This window comes from Providencia sp. Marseille-Q8014, assembly GCF_965112055.1.
On sequence record NZ_CBCOPT010000001.1, the window covers coordinates 2,006,099 to 2,019,293 of the forward strand.

General features: G+C 41.6%; 15 protein-coding genes and 1 pseudogene. 8 read left to right on the plus strand and 8 right to left on the minus strand.

The features are described 5' to 3' along the window. Window positions 1–119: 119 nt before the first annotated feature. Together ACWPW6_RS08765 and ACWPW6_RS08770 are read left to right on the plus strand one after the other, a co-directional pair. On the plus strand, window positions 120–1,193 hold the full coding sequence (locus tag ACWPW6_RS08765) for an AI-2E family transporter (RefSeq protein ID WP_154624997.1): 1,074 nt from the start codon (window positions 120–122) through the stop codon (window positions 1,191–1,193). 10 nt (window positions 1,194–1,203) lie between these two features. Beyond that, window positions 1,204–1,725: an O-acetyl-ADP-ribose deacetylase gene (locus ACWPW6_RS08770; protein WP_154624996.1), complete on the plus strand. Its 522-nt coding sequence runs from the start codon at window positions 1,204–1,206 to the stop codon at window positions 1,723–1,725. A gap of 393 nt (window positions 1,726–2,118) precedes the next feature. Here the strand turns inward: ACWPW6_RS08770 and bcp are convergent, their stop codons facing one another. Both bcp and ACWPW6_RS08780 read right to left on the minus strand, forming a co-directional pair. Next, window positions 2,119–2,589 (minus strand): thioredoxin-dependent thiol peroxidase, encoded by a 471-nt coding sequence (gene bcp / locus ACWPW6_RS08775; RefSeq protein WP_154624995.1) that lies wholly within the window; start codon window positions 2,587–2,589, stop codon window positions 2,119–2,121. A 14-nt stretch (window positions 2,590–2,603) separates the two neighbouring features. Beyond that, window positions 2,604–3,161 carry a glycine cleavage system transcriptional repressor gene (locus ACWPW6_RS08780; protein WP_154624994.1) on the minus strand — a complete coding sequence of 186 codons (558 nt, stop codon included), beginning with the start codon at window positions 3,159–3,161 and terminating at the stop codon, window positions 2,604–2,606. 273 nt (window positions 3,162–3,434) lie between these two features. Here ACWPW6_RS08780 and dapA point away from each other — a divergent pair, with 273 nt between their 5' ends. The 3 genes from dapA (at window position 3,435) to purC (ending at window position 6,543) form a co-directional block, all read left to right on the plus strand. Beyond that, window positions 3,435–4,343 carry a 4-hydroxy-tetrahydrodipicolinate synthase gene (gene dapA / locus ACWPW6_RS08785; RefSeq protein ID WP_154624993.1) on the plus strand — a complete coding sequence of 303 codons (909 nt, stop codon included), beginning with the start codon at window positions 3,435–3,437 and terminating at the stop codon, window positions 4,341–4,343. A gap of 16 nt (window positions 4,344–4,359) precedes the next feature. After that, window positions 4,360–5,409 (plus strand): outer membrane protein assembly factor BamC, encoded by a 1,050-nt coding sequence (gene bamC, locus ACWPW6_RS08790; RefSeq protein ID WP_154624992.1) that lies wholly within the window; start codon window positions 4,360–4,362, stop codon window positions 5,407–5,409. 420 nt (window positions 5,410–5,829) lie between these two features. Continuing rightward, entirely contained in the window at window positions 5,830–6,543 is a 714-nt protein-coding gene (gene purC / locus ACWPW6_RS08795; RefSeq protein ID WP_154624991.1) for a phosphoribosylaminoimidazolesuccinocarboxamide synthase, read from the plus strand. Window positions 6,544–6,603: 60 nt separating this feature from the next. Here purC and ACWPW6_RS08800 read toward each other — a convergent pair whose 3' ends face one another. The 6 genes and pseudogenes from ACWPW6_RS08800 to ACWPW6_RS08825 all read right to left on the minus strand — a co-directional run bounded on the left by ACWPW6_RS08800 (window position 6,604) and on the right by ACWPW6_RS08825 (window position 10,525). Then, complete coding sequence (locus tag ACWPW6_RS08800; RefSeq protein WP_250000413.1) at window positions 6,604–7,023, minus strand: hypothetical protein; 420 nt, start codon at window positions 7,021–7,023, stop codon at window positions 6,604–6,606. A gap of 83 nt (window positions 7,024–7,106) precedes the next feature. After that, window positions 7,107–7,859, minus strand: a pseudogene (locus ACWPW6_RS08805) (energy-coupling factor ABC transporter ATP-binding protein); the annotation flags it as partial. Between the two features lie 70 nt (window positions 7,860–7,929). Then, window positions 7,930–8,772, minus strand: coding sequence for an energy-coupling factor ABC transporter ATP-binding protein (locus tag ACWPW6_RS08810; protein WP_250000417.1), 843 nt, complete (start codon window positions 8,770–8,772; stop codon window positions 7,930–7,932). Then, window positions 8,763–9,467: an energy-coupling factor transporter transmembrane component T gene (locus ACWPW6_RS08815; RefSeq protein WP_250000419.1), complete on the minus strand. Its 705-nt coding sequence runs from the start codon at window positions 9,465–9,467 to the stop codon at window positions 8,763–8,765. Before ACWPW6_RS08815 ends, ACWPW6_RS08810 begins: the two co-directional genes overlap by 10 nt. A gap of 2 nt (window positions 9,468–9,469) precedes the next feature. Next, on the minus strand, window positions 9,470–10,051 hold the full coding sequence (locus ACWPW6_RS08820; protein WP_154624986.1) for an ECF transporter S component: 582 nt from the start codon (window positions 10,049–10,051) through the stop codon (window positions 9,470–9,472). A gap of 30 nt (window positions 10,052–10,081) precedes the next feature. Then, the gene (locus ACWPW6_RS08825; protein WP_163861460.1) at window positions 10,082–10,525 is read right to left on the minus strand and encodes a PPC domain-containing DNA-binding protein; all 444 of its coding nucleotides are present in this window, start codon (window positions 10,523–10,525) and stop codon (window positions 10,082–10,084) included. A gap of 389 nt (window positions 10,526–10,914) precedes the next feature. Between ACWPW6_RS08825 and ypfJ the strand changes: the two genes are divergently transcribed. The 3 genes from ypfJ to ACWPW6_RS08840 all read left to right on the plus strand — a co-directional run bounded on the left by ypfJ (window position 10,915) and on the right by ACWPW6_RS08840 (window position 13,191). Then, entirely contained in the window at window positions 10,915–11,805 is an 891-nt protein-coding gene (gene ypfJ, locus ACWPW6_RS08830; protein ID WP_154624984.1) for a KPN_02809 family neutral zinc metallopeptidase, read from the plus strand. 9 nt (window positions 11,806–11,814) lie between these two features. Further along, window positions 11,815–12,108, plus strand: coding sequence for a DUF7677 family protein (locus tag ACWPW6_RS08835; RefSeq protein WP_154624983.1), 294 nt, complete (start codon window positions 11,815–11,817; stop codon window positions 12,106–12,108). Window positions 12,109–12,738: 630 nt separating this feature from the next. Further along, window positions 12,739–13,191 (plus strand): DUF441 domain-containing protein, encoded by a 453-nt coding sequence (locus tag ACWPW6_RS08840; protein WP_154624981.1) that lies wholly within the window; start codon window positions 12,739–12,741, stop codon window positions 13,189–13,191. Window positions 13,192–13,195 lie beyond the last annotated feature (4 nt).

Genomic DNA, 13,195 nt, shown 5'->3' on the forward strand with positions numbered 1-13,195 from the left:
CAACGATTAATTTTCAGCTTAATCCATGATAGCAAAAGCTATCGAAATGTCTGTTAATTGGTATAATTTTCGCTAATTTAGGAACTGTCTTTAAAGCATCACTTCCCAAGGAGCTATATATGTTGGAAATGCTATTACAATGGTATCGGCGACGCTTTGCTGATCCTCAGGCTGTTGCGTTGTTTACGTTGCTCATTGTTGGCTTCTGTATCATCTTTTTCTTTAGCAATATATTAGCTCCGTTGTTGGTCGCTATCGCCTTAGCTTACTTACTTGAATGGCCGACACATTTACTTGAGCGTATTGGTTGCTCTCGTGTTGTTGCGGTTACGATTATTTTGACCTTGTTTGCGGGAATTAGTGCCATGGTCATTTTAATTATTGCACCAACGGCATGGCAACAAGGGATTAATCTGGTAGGGGATTTGCCAAATATGGTAAATCGTTTTAACGAATTCGCACAAACCTTACCTGAACGATATCCGGCTTTAGTTGACGCGGGTATCATTGATATGATGGCTGATAATTTACGTGGTCGTTTGTCAGGGATGGCGGAATCCGTCGTGAAAATGTCGGTGGCTTCTTTAATCGGTGTATTTACTTTAGCTATTTATACCGTTCTTGTGCCTCTAATGACATTTTTCTTATTAAAAGATAAACAAAAAATCATTAATAGTGTCCAAAAAGTCCTTCCACGAAACCGTTTATTGGTGGGGAAAGTATGGATAGAAATGAACCAACAAATTACCAACTATTTACGTGGTAAAGTCACTGAGATGATCATTGTTGGCGTTTGTACCTATGCGGGGTTCGCTTACTTTGACTTGCGTTATTCGGTGTTATTATCGGTACTGGTCGGGGTGTCGGTATTGATCCCTTACATTGGTGCCGTGGCGGTAACCATCCCAGTGGTTCTTGTGGCGTTGTTTCAATGGGGGATCGGCAGTGATTTTTGGTCGCTAATCATTGTTTACCTTGTTATTCAAGGGTTAGACAGTAATTTATTCGTTCCGCTACTCTTTTCTGAGGCCGTGAATCTTCATCCGCTTGTGATTATATTATCGGTAGTGATTTTTGGGGGATTATGGGGTTTTTGGGGCGTATTTTTTGCGATACCGTTAGCCACATTGATCAAAGCGGTGATTAACGTCTGGCCTGAAGAAACAACGGAAAACCAAGCTAAACTGGAGTAAAGGGGCGACAATGCCGGCTAATATCGAGTTACAACAAGGTGATATCACTAAAGTTACCGTCGATGCTATCGTGAATGCAGCGAATAGTTCTTTATTAGGCGGTGGTGGCGTCGATGGCGCTATTCACCGTGCAGGAGGCAGTGCAATTCTTGATGAATGCCGCCAAATTAGAGCTAAACAGGGAGGGTGTAAACCTGGGCATGCAGTTATAACGACAGCGGGTCGTTTGCCTGCTAAATATGTTATTCATACGGTAGGGCCGGTATGGCAAGACGGAACATACGGTGAAACACAGGTATTAGCAAATGCGTATTTATCCTGCTTACAATTGGCCAGCCAGTATAAGGTCGCGACTATCGCATTTCCCAATATTAGCACTGGGATCTATGGTTTTCCTAAGGCATTAGCTGCACAGGTTGCTTGCGAAACTGTCGTAAATTACCTTGCCGCTCATGCGTTGCCGATGAAAGTCATTTTCATGTGCTTCGATGCAGAAAATTACCATTTATATCAACAGCAACTGCAACAATAAAACAGGATTGTGGAAGCGTTATTGTTCATGATTTTATCGGTTCAATCTGGCTTAGATTAACCTATATCGAGTTACGCTTGCTGACGAGGTTATTGCTCCAACGGGAGCAGTAACCGGTTTATTTTTGTTGTTTGGTTGGCTATTCATCGAGATTCATTGTCTTGTCCTCTCTGTCGATAATGCCGGAACATGAATGGGATGAATTTGAATATCATAGCAATAAGCTGTCTCTATCTTTGTTTCGCGTTCAGCGAAGAATAGAGGTGTTGGTACTGTTCAGATGAACAATCATCGTTAGTTTTTGATTGTCCTGTCTTTTGCGCGGTAGGATTAAGGTTGCAGGAGAAAGAAGAGAGGGTTGTGTAAAGCTTAACAACCCTATCAGGTAAAATATTAAGCGTGACTATTTATGTATTCGAGAACAATTTCATGGTGATTGCTGGTTTTGAAATTATCGAATACATGTTCAATAGTTCCATTTGCATCAACAAGGAAACTAATACGATGGATGCCATCATAAGTTTTCCCCATGAACTGTTTTTCACCCCAAACACCAAATTGTTCACAAACTTGATGATCTTCATCTGAGAGCAGTGTGAAGTTCAACATTTCTTTTTCAGCGAAACGAGACAATTTTTCGGGTTTATCTGTGCTAATGCCTAAAACTTCAACACCCTTTTGTCTAAGTGTATCCATTTCGTCACGCAGACCACATGCTTGGACTGTACATCCTGGGGTCATGGCCTTAGGGTAGAAGTAAACTAATACGCGTTGACCCTGATAATCTGAAAGATTGATGATTTCACCATCTTGGTCAGGAAGGCTAAATTGAGGCGCCTTATCACCGGCTTTCAATGGGTTCATTACATATATCTCCGTTAACTCTGCATTTTAGGATTATTAACAATGCTTATGTTGCCTTTTGCATTGAGTATTGTACATAGTTGTTGAAATTTATTCTTTATAATTATGCCATTATCATCCAATGGATGATGCGCTGTAATTTGAATTTCGAGCTGAGCCGGCATGCCATTGTTTGCGGGTTGTGTTTTTGACACAAGCTCCGCGATATTACATTGTTGAGTTGTGAATAAATTCGTAAATTGTTCTACGATACGCGGTGCATCATCAACCATAACGTTCACTGTGACTGTTGATGGATAATCGGTTGTTTGTACACTTTGCGTACGCTTCATCACAATCAACAGATCAAGTTCGGCCCCTTTCAGCGGTAGAATAGCTTCAATTTGGGCTATCGCGTTCCAACTACCGGAAAGCATCATAATAAAGGTAAATTCCTTACCAAACATGGCTAAACGGCTGTCTTCAATATTGCAATCACACTCGCTCACAAGACGTGTAATAGTATTCACAATGCCCGGACGATCGGTTCCTAGCGCAGTAATCACAAGAAATTGCTGTTCTGTCTTAGGCAAAGTCTGTTCCTTATTTTTAATTGGCAGATTCACTTTTTAGCTTCAAGATTCCAAGCATAAAATCTGCTTGTTGATATCGGTAAGGAAACCATAAAAATGAGAATCTGCCAAGTAGGCAGATTCACTCTTGCGAAGAATGATCGAGAATTATTACTTCTGTTTAAGTTATTCATGGCGGTATTAACAAAATTCATTAAAAACCTGTGGTTGGGTGGTTTTCTTCTTTCAAATGAAAAAGTACCATGGAGACTAAACTATTTAGGGGGTATAGCTATGTCTCATTCAAACACAAACTATAAAGCGTTTTTAACTGGCAGTATTGTTGCAGTAATTACACCAATGGATTCAAATGGGCGTTTGGATAAGCAAAGCTTGAAAAAATTGGTTGATTACCATGTTGAGAGCGGTACCTCCGCCATTGTCTCTGTTGGGACCACAGGTGAGTCGGCAACCTTAACGCATAAAGAACATGTTGAAGTCGTTCACACCACGTTGGAACTTGCCGATGGGCGTATTCCTATTATTGCTGGAGCAGGGGCGAACGCGACCGCAGAAGCTATCTCGTTGACAAGAGAGTTTGAACATTCCGGAGTGGTTGCCTGCCTGACAGTGACACCGTATTACAATAGACCTTCACAAGAAGGCTTGTATCAACACTTTAAAGCAATTTCAGAAAACACGAGCTTGCCTCAAATTCTCTATAATGTACCATCACGCACAGGATGTGATTTATTACCAGAAACAGTGGGGCGCTTAGCTAAATTGGCGAATATTGTGTCAATTAAAGAGGCGACAGGGAACTTAGCAAGGGTTCATCAAATCAAAGAACTGGTTAATGACGATTTTGTTCTGCTCACTGGTGATGATGCAACCGCACTTGACTTCATGCAGTTGGGCGGTCAGGGCGTTATTTCTGTTACTGCTAACGTTGCTGCCGCACAAATGGTAAAAATGTGTGACTTAGCGCTTGCGGGCAAATATACTGAGGCTCGTGAATTAAACAAACGTCTGATGGGTTTGCATCATCAGTTATTTGTTGAGCCTAATCCAATTCCAGCGAAGTGGGGCTGCCACCGCCTTGGCTTGATTGCTGACGATACATTACGGTTACCAATGACACCGTTAACCGCAGCCGGTCAACAAAAAGTGGAAGAAGCCCTGAAACTCGCTGGGTTACTGTAAAATTTAGGGAATTTTAATGGCAACACTATTGCAAAAATCGAAGGTTATGAAGGTTGCTGGCCTGTCACTCGTTGTGTTACTGGCAGCCTGCTCCAGCGATCAGCGCTATAAACGTCAGGTCAGCGGTAACGAAGACTATCTCGATGCCGCGCCATTGAAAGTGTTAAATATACCTCAGGGAATGACATTACCATTGCAAAATGGTGAATATGAAATCCCTAAAGTCACCTCATCGGGCCCAGTAGGTAAAGCACTTGATATTCGCCCTCCAGTATTGTCTATCTCGCAACTCGCGGGTTCACGTACTGAAGATAGCGCTGAAGCAAGCCGTTTGTTGCTTGAGAATACACCTGAAAATAGTGCGCTTTGGTCACAAGTCGCAATGATTTTGGAACAACGTAATATTCCTGTTTCTTCTAAGGATGATGGTTCGCACGCGATTGAAACCGATTGGGTGAAATGGGAACGTGCAGACGAAGATGTTCCGTTAGAAAGTCGTCATAAAGTGACTGTTCAGCCGCAAGGCGGGATGATCGCATTGACTGTCACCAACTTAGGCTTGCGCCAAGGTACCGAGTCGATTAACGATCAGGCCGAAATTCAGCGTTACAATAAATTATTGTTGAATGAATTAACTGAGAGCCTGTACGCACTACGTGATACCTCGAATAAAAACAGCATTCAAAGTGCTTATGGCATCATTGATGTTCAATCAGGTAGTGATTCTACAGGTTTACCTGTGGTTATCGTACGTGCGCCATTTGATGCAGTTTGGGAACGTTTACCACGTACTCTCGAAAGCGTTGGTATGAAGGTGGGTGACCGTAGCCGTTCAAATGGTTCTGTTATGGTCACCTATAAGGGGCTAAGTAGTTCCGAATGGCAGAATTTAGGTATTGATGATCCTTCCATTCCTGAAGCAGATTATAAAATTCAAGTGGGTGATTTGAATAACCGTAGTAGCCTACAGTTTATCAACACCAAAGGTGTACCATTAACTCAGAAACAAAATGATGATATGGTTGCTGCCTTGAAAGCCGCTTTCAGTAAAGTGGGTAATAAGTAATTTTTTCTGACTTATCAAGCCGTGATCCAGCGATATTGGGTCACGGCTTTTTTTATAACTCACAATCCTGTCTTAACTCTCTTCATGGTCAACGGCATAAAAAGAGCCACCTTGATGACTTCTTTAAAACCTGAATTTTAAAATTCGCTGTCAATGGACAAAAAACCAGTGTTTAAGCTTAAGTAATCGTTTGCGTCTACACGTGAATTTTATTATCATAAATAGGTGAGGTAGATAAAATATTTAATATCAGTTAGTTAGAGAATTAGATGCATTTATTCAATCACTTATCAAAACAGAGCAGATAAGTAACGGTAGAGAGCAGATTTAACCCCTTCTGCGGTTACTTATCTGAATCTGCGGGTGTCATTTTGCAGGTTGATATCCTAATTGAATAATCCCATCTCTGGAGTGTGTAAGATGCAAAAGAAAGCTGAGTTGTATCGTGGTAAGGCGAAAACGGTCTATACCACTGAGGATCCTGACCTTTTAATTCTGGAATTCCGTAATGATACATCAGCACTCGATGGAGAGCGAATCGAGCAGTTCGAGCGTAAAGGGATGGTAAACAATAAGTTTAACCATTTTATTATGAGCAAACTGGAAGAAGCCGGTATCCCAACGCAAATGGAAGCGTTGCTTTCTGATACTGAAGCACTAGTCAAAAAATTGGATATGGTGCCGGTAGAGTGTGTTATTCGCAACCGAGCAGCCGGTTCTTTGGTTAAACGTCTTGGTGTTGAAGAAGGGATGGTGTTAAACCCGCCACTGTTTGACTTATTCTTAAAAGATGATGCAAAACATGACCCAATGGTTAATGAGTCCTATTGTGAAACTTTTGGCTGGGTAAACAAAGAAAACTTGGCGGAAATGAAGCGCTTAAGTTATAAAGCGAATGAAGTATTATCAAAGATTTTCGCCGATGCAGGGTTGATCTTGGTTGATTTTAAACTTGAATTTGGCTTATTTAAAGGTCAAGTAGTTCTCGGCGATGAGTTCTCTCCAGATGGTAGCCGTTTATGGGATAAAGCAACCTTAAATAAAATGGATAAAGACCGTTTCCGTCAAAGCCTTGGTGGCTTGATTGAAGCTTATGAAGAGGTGGCTCGTCGTATTGGCGTAGAACTCGATTAATGAACAATTAAAGCCGTCACTAAAAAGTCGCTCATATAAGAGCGACTTTTTTTTGGGGATTTATTGTTGATTCGTGCAATTAGATTGTTGATTTAACCGTTGGCAGCCCGCTGTCGCTGATAGGTTAACGGGTTTACCTTGTTCGGATAGCCATAATTTTAGCTGCTCAGCCGCTGGGTGGCGTGTAAAGGCCGTCTGGCGCATTTTTTCATTCTTTTCACCATACTCTACTAGTTTATTATCAATAAAAATAAAATGTTGGATGGTGAAGGAGGTGGAAGACGTCATTGTAAAATGTTTTGTATAGAGCAGTAGAGTGGCATCTTGCTGTGTCGCTGAGTCAGCAGGGGATCCCATAATAGAGACCACTTGTTGTGGCGTCATGCCAGCGGTGATAGCCGTTAATGGGTTTGTTGAAGCATAGCCCACAAGGGAAAATGCTAGAATAAATATTACATAGATAGCTTTAATCGTGTGCATAATGTTCTCCGTCTTATTGAATGGGAATAAAGCTATTATTTTTAGGCTAGCCAGCGTGGACAGTTTATGAATATTGGCGTCGTTTAATCAATCGAAATCACGTGAGTACCGATAAATGTCGATGACTTGGCAATAAATTTGTTAGCCCAACATTTAGGATCGTTTTCTCGTTCAAGACCAAGTGCATTGCTCAATGAATAAAGTGTTGGGGCGGGTAAGACCAAATCAGGCTGTAAATCAGGGTGGCATAACGTATGTTCCGGAGGGCCATCAGCAATCACGGTTCCCGCAGATAAGTGGATAGCTCGCTTAAAATTACGTGCGACAAAATCAAGATCATGGCTAATGGCAAGTATTGTTGTTCCCATCGATTGCTGTAAGGCGAGCCACTGTTCAAAACGGCTCAACCAACATGCATCAAAGTCACGAGTAGGTTCGTCTAATAAGAGAATTTTAGGGGCAACAGCACTCAAACAGGCGACGGCAACCATTCGTCGTTGACCCGCGTTTAAATCGAGAGGGTGGCTATCTGCCACATCTTGCAGATGAACACTTTTCAGTGTTTTTAGGGTGCGTTCATTAATCTCTTGTTGAGATAATTTCTGACGACGAAGCCCAAAGGCAACTTCATCTTTCACACGACTATGAAAGATTTGCTTTTCAACTTCTTGAAATAAAATACCAATTTGATTGGCTCGTTGCATGGCGTTGAGCGCTGAAAGCTTGTGACAATTAACCTGAATTTGTCCTTGTGTTGGACGTAATAATCCTGCAACAAGCCGCAATAGTGTTGATTTGCCAGCGCCATTATCCCCCACGAGTGCAACACTTTCACCAGTATTTATCGTGAGTGTCAATTGAGAGATCGTCGCATGCATGGCATTAGGCCAACGGTATTCTAGGTTATCAACGACTATCATGGTAATCCTTAAAGGCATTCAGCAAAGCGTTATCGTCAGTTGGGAGTGCGGCTTGCCAATGGTTTTGCTTCATTAAGTGACCCAAAACACGCCAAGCATCAGGCATATTAATAGTCGGTTGCGCCGCAGTAAAAACACGCGTTTTGTCATGGCTAGCAATCACCTTGCCATGCGCTAATAACATTAATTGTTCACAAAAGCTGATCGCAGGAAGCAGGTTACGTTCGAATAAAATCACACTGCAACCTGTTTGCTGAGAATACTGTTTTAAGTTGAGTAACATGGTTTGTGTGGCTTTTGGCGTTAAACGACTGAAGGCTTCATCCAATAAGAGCAGTTTAGGTTGCATTGCAAGGGCACAGGCAATCACAACACGTTGCGCTTCTCCTCCTGATAAAGAGTTTGGGTGGCGGTCACGAAGTCTCTCACTATGAGTTAACCGCATAGCGTCATAGACTCGTTGTCTAATTTGTTCTTCAGGTAATCCAAGGTTTTCAGGGCCAAAGGCAATTTCTTGTTCTACGCTAAATCCACATCCTGATAATTGAAGTTGTGGTGCTTGTTGAACCAACTGCCTTTGGCTACTGAGTGCAGCCAAATGGTTATTCGATATTGGTTGTGATAAGACTTCAGCGACACCGTCAAGCTTGCCTGTGAGCAGCTCAGGAAACCAACCGCAAAGAAGCTGAGCTAACGTGCTTTTGCCACTACCATTACCACCAAATACCGCAAGCCACTGACCTGCGGACAATTGGATGTCGACAGGTCCGAGAGGAGAAAACTCGGTATTGCTAGGTATGAAAACCAATTGCTGTAAATTTACCACCACCAGCGGATCCCTCCTTCAATGACAATGACCATTAGAAGGCTATAACGGAAAACACTTTGCATCGTACTGTCTTTAGGGGCATCTAGAGTTGTGCGATGACTGACAGAACGAAAGCCTCGCATATCTAATGCCGCGCCACGAATTGCCATCTCACTCAATGTTTGAGTCATGAGAGGCAATAATAAAGCAGGTAATGAAATCAATCGTTGCCAAAGATGACCATCAAGGGGAACGCCTCTTGCGAGCTGAGCTTCCTTAATGCTCGCTAATTGCTGACGTAATTGTTCCAAAAAGAGTAATGGCCCAGCGAATAAATATGAAAAGCTGCTGGGCAATCGGCTGGCGAACAGTGCTCGAATAAATTTTTCAGTTGGTACGTATTGTAACCACAGCTGTGCGCTACTCATAATGGCGAATAGTTGAAACCATAAAGTAAGCGCTTTTTGTTGCTGGGGTGTTGTTGTAAATTCACCAGTCAGCCAATAGGCTAGCCATCCGCCATGGATCAACCATAAGCCACACGCCATTGGTAGCATAAACCAACACACAAACCGCCAACGATAGCGAGCCTGTCGCCAAATCAGCAAAGCAGCGAAGCTGGCTAAACTGATTGTGATTAATGGCCAGCCAAACGGCAGCAGCACTACGCTGATACTCAACCAAAGCCATAATGTTAGCGACGTAAAAGGGTGCATACTTATCTGACTCGAGCCATATGCGGAAAATTCTGTTGTGCACGTAACGGTAAGCGGCGTACTAACAACCAAGCGATTAATGCAGAAAGAATTTTATCCGCGATATTGGCACCTAAGACAGTAATAGCGACAGACTCAAGTAAGTTTTCCCCAACAGCATGGAAATAAGCGACAAAGAAATCCGCACCGCTACCCGTTGTGCCAGCAAACAGGTAGGTACGAATTGGTACGGCAACTAGCATCAACGCCAATGTAATAATCACGCCAGACAGAATAACGCGCGGTAATGTACGGAATAGCCCTGCATGAGCGAGCAAACCAGCACTAAGACCTATCATCATAGCAACGGGTGCGAATGCTGCTGCAATAGGGCCACTTAGCAATCCCCATAATAAATTGGTTAATAACCCTGTTAATACCGCAATCCATGGTCCGGCTAACAATGCACAGATCAACGTGCCGATCGAATCAAGAAAGATAGGCAGCTTAATCATGGAGCTGATTTGTCCACCTAACATATTAATGGCGATTGAAAAAACAATAAGTACCAAAGTACGACTTGAAAGAATAGGTGATTTAGACATGGAAATTTCGATCCTTAGTGGATTAACCCGTTATTTATCATGATGGTTGTGGCGTTGGGTAACAACGAGTTCGTCATAACCGGATAATTGACAATATTCTCGAGTGAAGGTGATGTTATCTAACTCTCCAATGACTAATTCTAAGGTTGTTCTCACGGTACAACCGTTCATCATATGCCCACCTTGAACATGACCATTTTCATCTGAGATAGCTAAATGCAAATGTTCACTCGTCGCATCTAAGGTGCCGATCAGAGAAACGACTTCATACTTACCCATGATCTGCTGGGTTTCTTCTCTTCCTGCAAAACGTAGATTAACTTGGGTTAAGCTACCAACACAGCCCGCAATAAAAGCGGCTTTCAATTGATTTTGTTGAATAAAATTACGTAATGTTGGAATGACATCATCGTCTGGCTGCAAGCGAAGGGCGAAATAACGCGCGCCAGAAGATGGAAGCCGAGCTGCATTCATGCTTATGATCCTAAATATACTTATAATTTGAATATGATATGGTTTTTCTATTAATAGAAACGCAGTGATAAAGTTAATTATAATAATTTTATAGTTATCTGCTGGTATTGTAAGTAACAATCAATGAGATATCAGCAACAAAGTGTTTTATCGTGATCGTTTGATTAAAAGTAGGCTTAATTTATGTTAAGTAAAGAATAAACGTCTAAGAGGTAATATAACCATTTTATTTGTAAGGTTAATATCGTGAATATCTGTGTTAATTCAGTGGGCTCATTTATCTATTTGCGTGTGATGACGATGTGCAAATAAAAATAATTAATCAAGTTATGCCATTTTTAGGTTTAAACTACGGGTTAACAATTTATTAACTCATTATGGAGGTAACGATGCGTTGGCAAGACCGTCGTCGTAGTAACAATATCGAGGATAGACGATCCGAAAATACCCCTCGTGATTATCGCAATACTGGTGGTGGAATGCGTATTCCTTTACGCGGAAAAAGTGGCCTTGTGATCCTGATTGTTATTGTGGTCGCCGGTTACTATGGTGTTGACCTGACAGGTTTAATTACAGGTGAACCTATTAGTAACCCATCATCTCAGCAAGCACAAAAAAGAGCGATTAGTCCACAAGAAGAACAGCTGGCAGATTTTACGTCAGTGATGCTGGCTTCCACTGAAGACATATGGCAGTCAGAATTCAAAAAATTAGGTAAACAGTATCAGCAGCCAAAGCTCGTTATTTATCGCAACGGCACCTCAACAGCATGTGGTCAAGGTAAAGCCTTTATGGGCCCATTTTATTGCCCAGCAGACAGTAAAGTGTATATCGACCTCTCATTTTATAATGACATGAAAACTAAATTAGGTGCGGGTGGTGAATTTGCACAAGGGTATGTTGTCGCTCATGAAATTGGTCATCATGTCCAACACTTATTAGGTATTGAGCAGCAGGTGAGACGATTACAGCAAGGCATGAGCACAAAAGAAGCCAATAAATTATCTGTCAAACTTGAGTTACAGGCCGACTGTTTTGCGGGAGTTTGGGGACATAATATGGACAAAGAAGGCATATTAGATGATGGGGATCTGCAATCGGCGTTGAATGCCGCGCAAGCCATTGGTGATGATAGGCTGCAACAACAAAGTCAAGGTCGTGTTATCCCTGACAGCTTTACGCATGGCACGTCTCAACAACGCTATTTTTGGTTTAAAAAAGGGTTTGAAACGGGAGATATCAACAGTTGTAACACCTTTTCGGCTAAAAACAACATTTAAGGGGAGTGGATGAAACTTAGTGAAAGTGTTAGCAGCGCCATAAGGACGTTTAGTTATTTTATGGCCAGTGGTTCACACGTTATGCTTGAGGGGGTTGATTACTTATCTCTTTATGGTGAAGAGCCCAGTGCAATTGAACAAGCCTACGCTATTTTTATCAATACCCTTGAAATTGATGAAGCAGGGGAAGTTTTGAATTTTATTCACGCACAAAAAAGAGCAACTGATTATATTCGCAGTTATTGTGATGCATCCTTTAATGTGGAACCCCCCTATGAAGAGTGGGAAGTCGCTTTATATTAAGCACTGAATGGATTATTAAAACCCCCTTGAGAGAGGTTTCAGTGCCACAGCTAAAGTGTACGATAACTACTATTTGCTTATGTATAGGATTGAATCATGCGTTAGCGAAAACGCATTATACGATGCAAGATTTTTCATCTGAGGGGATGTTAACATTTTCTATTGATTTACCTAAAACTGGCCATGAGCAAAAACTCATCGTTAGAGGAGAGGTTTGGGGCCTAAAGTCGCAGGTTAGTCAGCCACAATGCTAAGGTACATTATTAAATAAAAACACCAATAACGAATGGATAGTGCCAAAAGATTGCGAGTGTGTTTTTTAGCATGTACATCCGTATAAAATTGAGAAAGGGCACATTGATGCTTCTAAACAAGCCACAGTGTTTATTGCCGATGAGCCCCATCATAAAAAACGCGATTACTCTCTGAACTGACGTCCTTAAATTTCAAAAATAAAATAATAGCGATAGGTGGTGAGCCTGTTAAAACGTTATTTCAGGCATATATTGGGCAATAATAATATACGCTTAGGTTTGATTCTTATTCGGGGAGCCAATAACATAGGCGTTACTTTTTATTTTTAGCGATCCTTATAAGCAAAAAATAGCGTTTTTTTACAGGGAATATGATATGAGTCAGGTTGATCCTACTTTGATAATTTTATTAGTTTTAGCGGGTCTTGGGATCATTAGTCATAATATGACAGTGACACTAGCGATGTTATTTCTTTTAGTCGTACGTATAACGCCTTTAAATAATTTTTTCCCTTGGGTAGAAAAATATGGTTTAACGATCGGGGTTTTAATCTTAACAATTGGCGTTATGGCCCCTATTGCAAGCGGTAAAATCTCTGCACAAGATGTATTAGGTTCTTTTTTAAACTGGAAATCACTGCTGGCTATCGTGATAGGGATTTTAGTTTCTTGGCTAGGTAGCCGAGGCGTGACATTAATGTCACATCAACCCTCAACAGTGGCAGGTTTATTAGTGGGTACGGTGATTGGTGTGGCGCTATTTCGTGGTGTGCCTGTCGGTCCTCTTATTGCCGCGGGAATATTATCATTGTTGATTGGGAAATCTTAGCAAA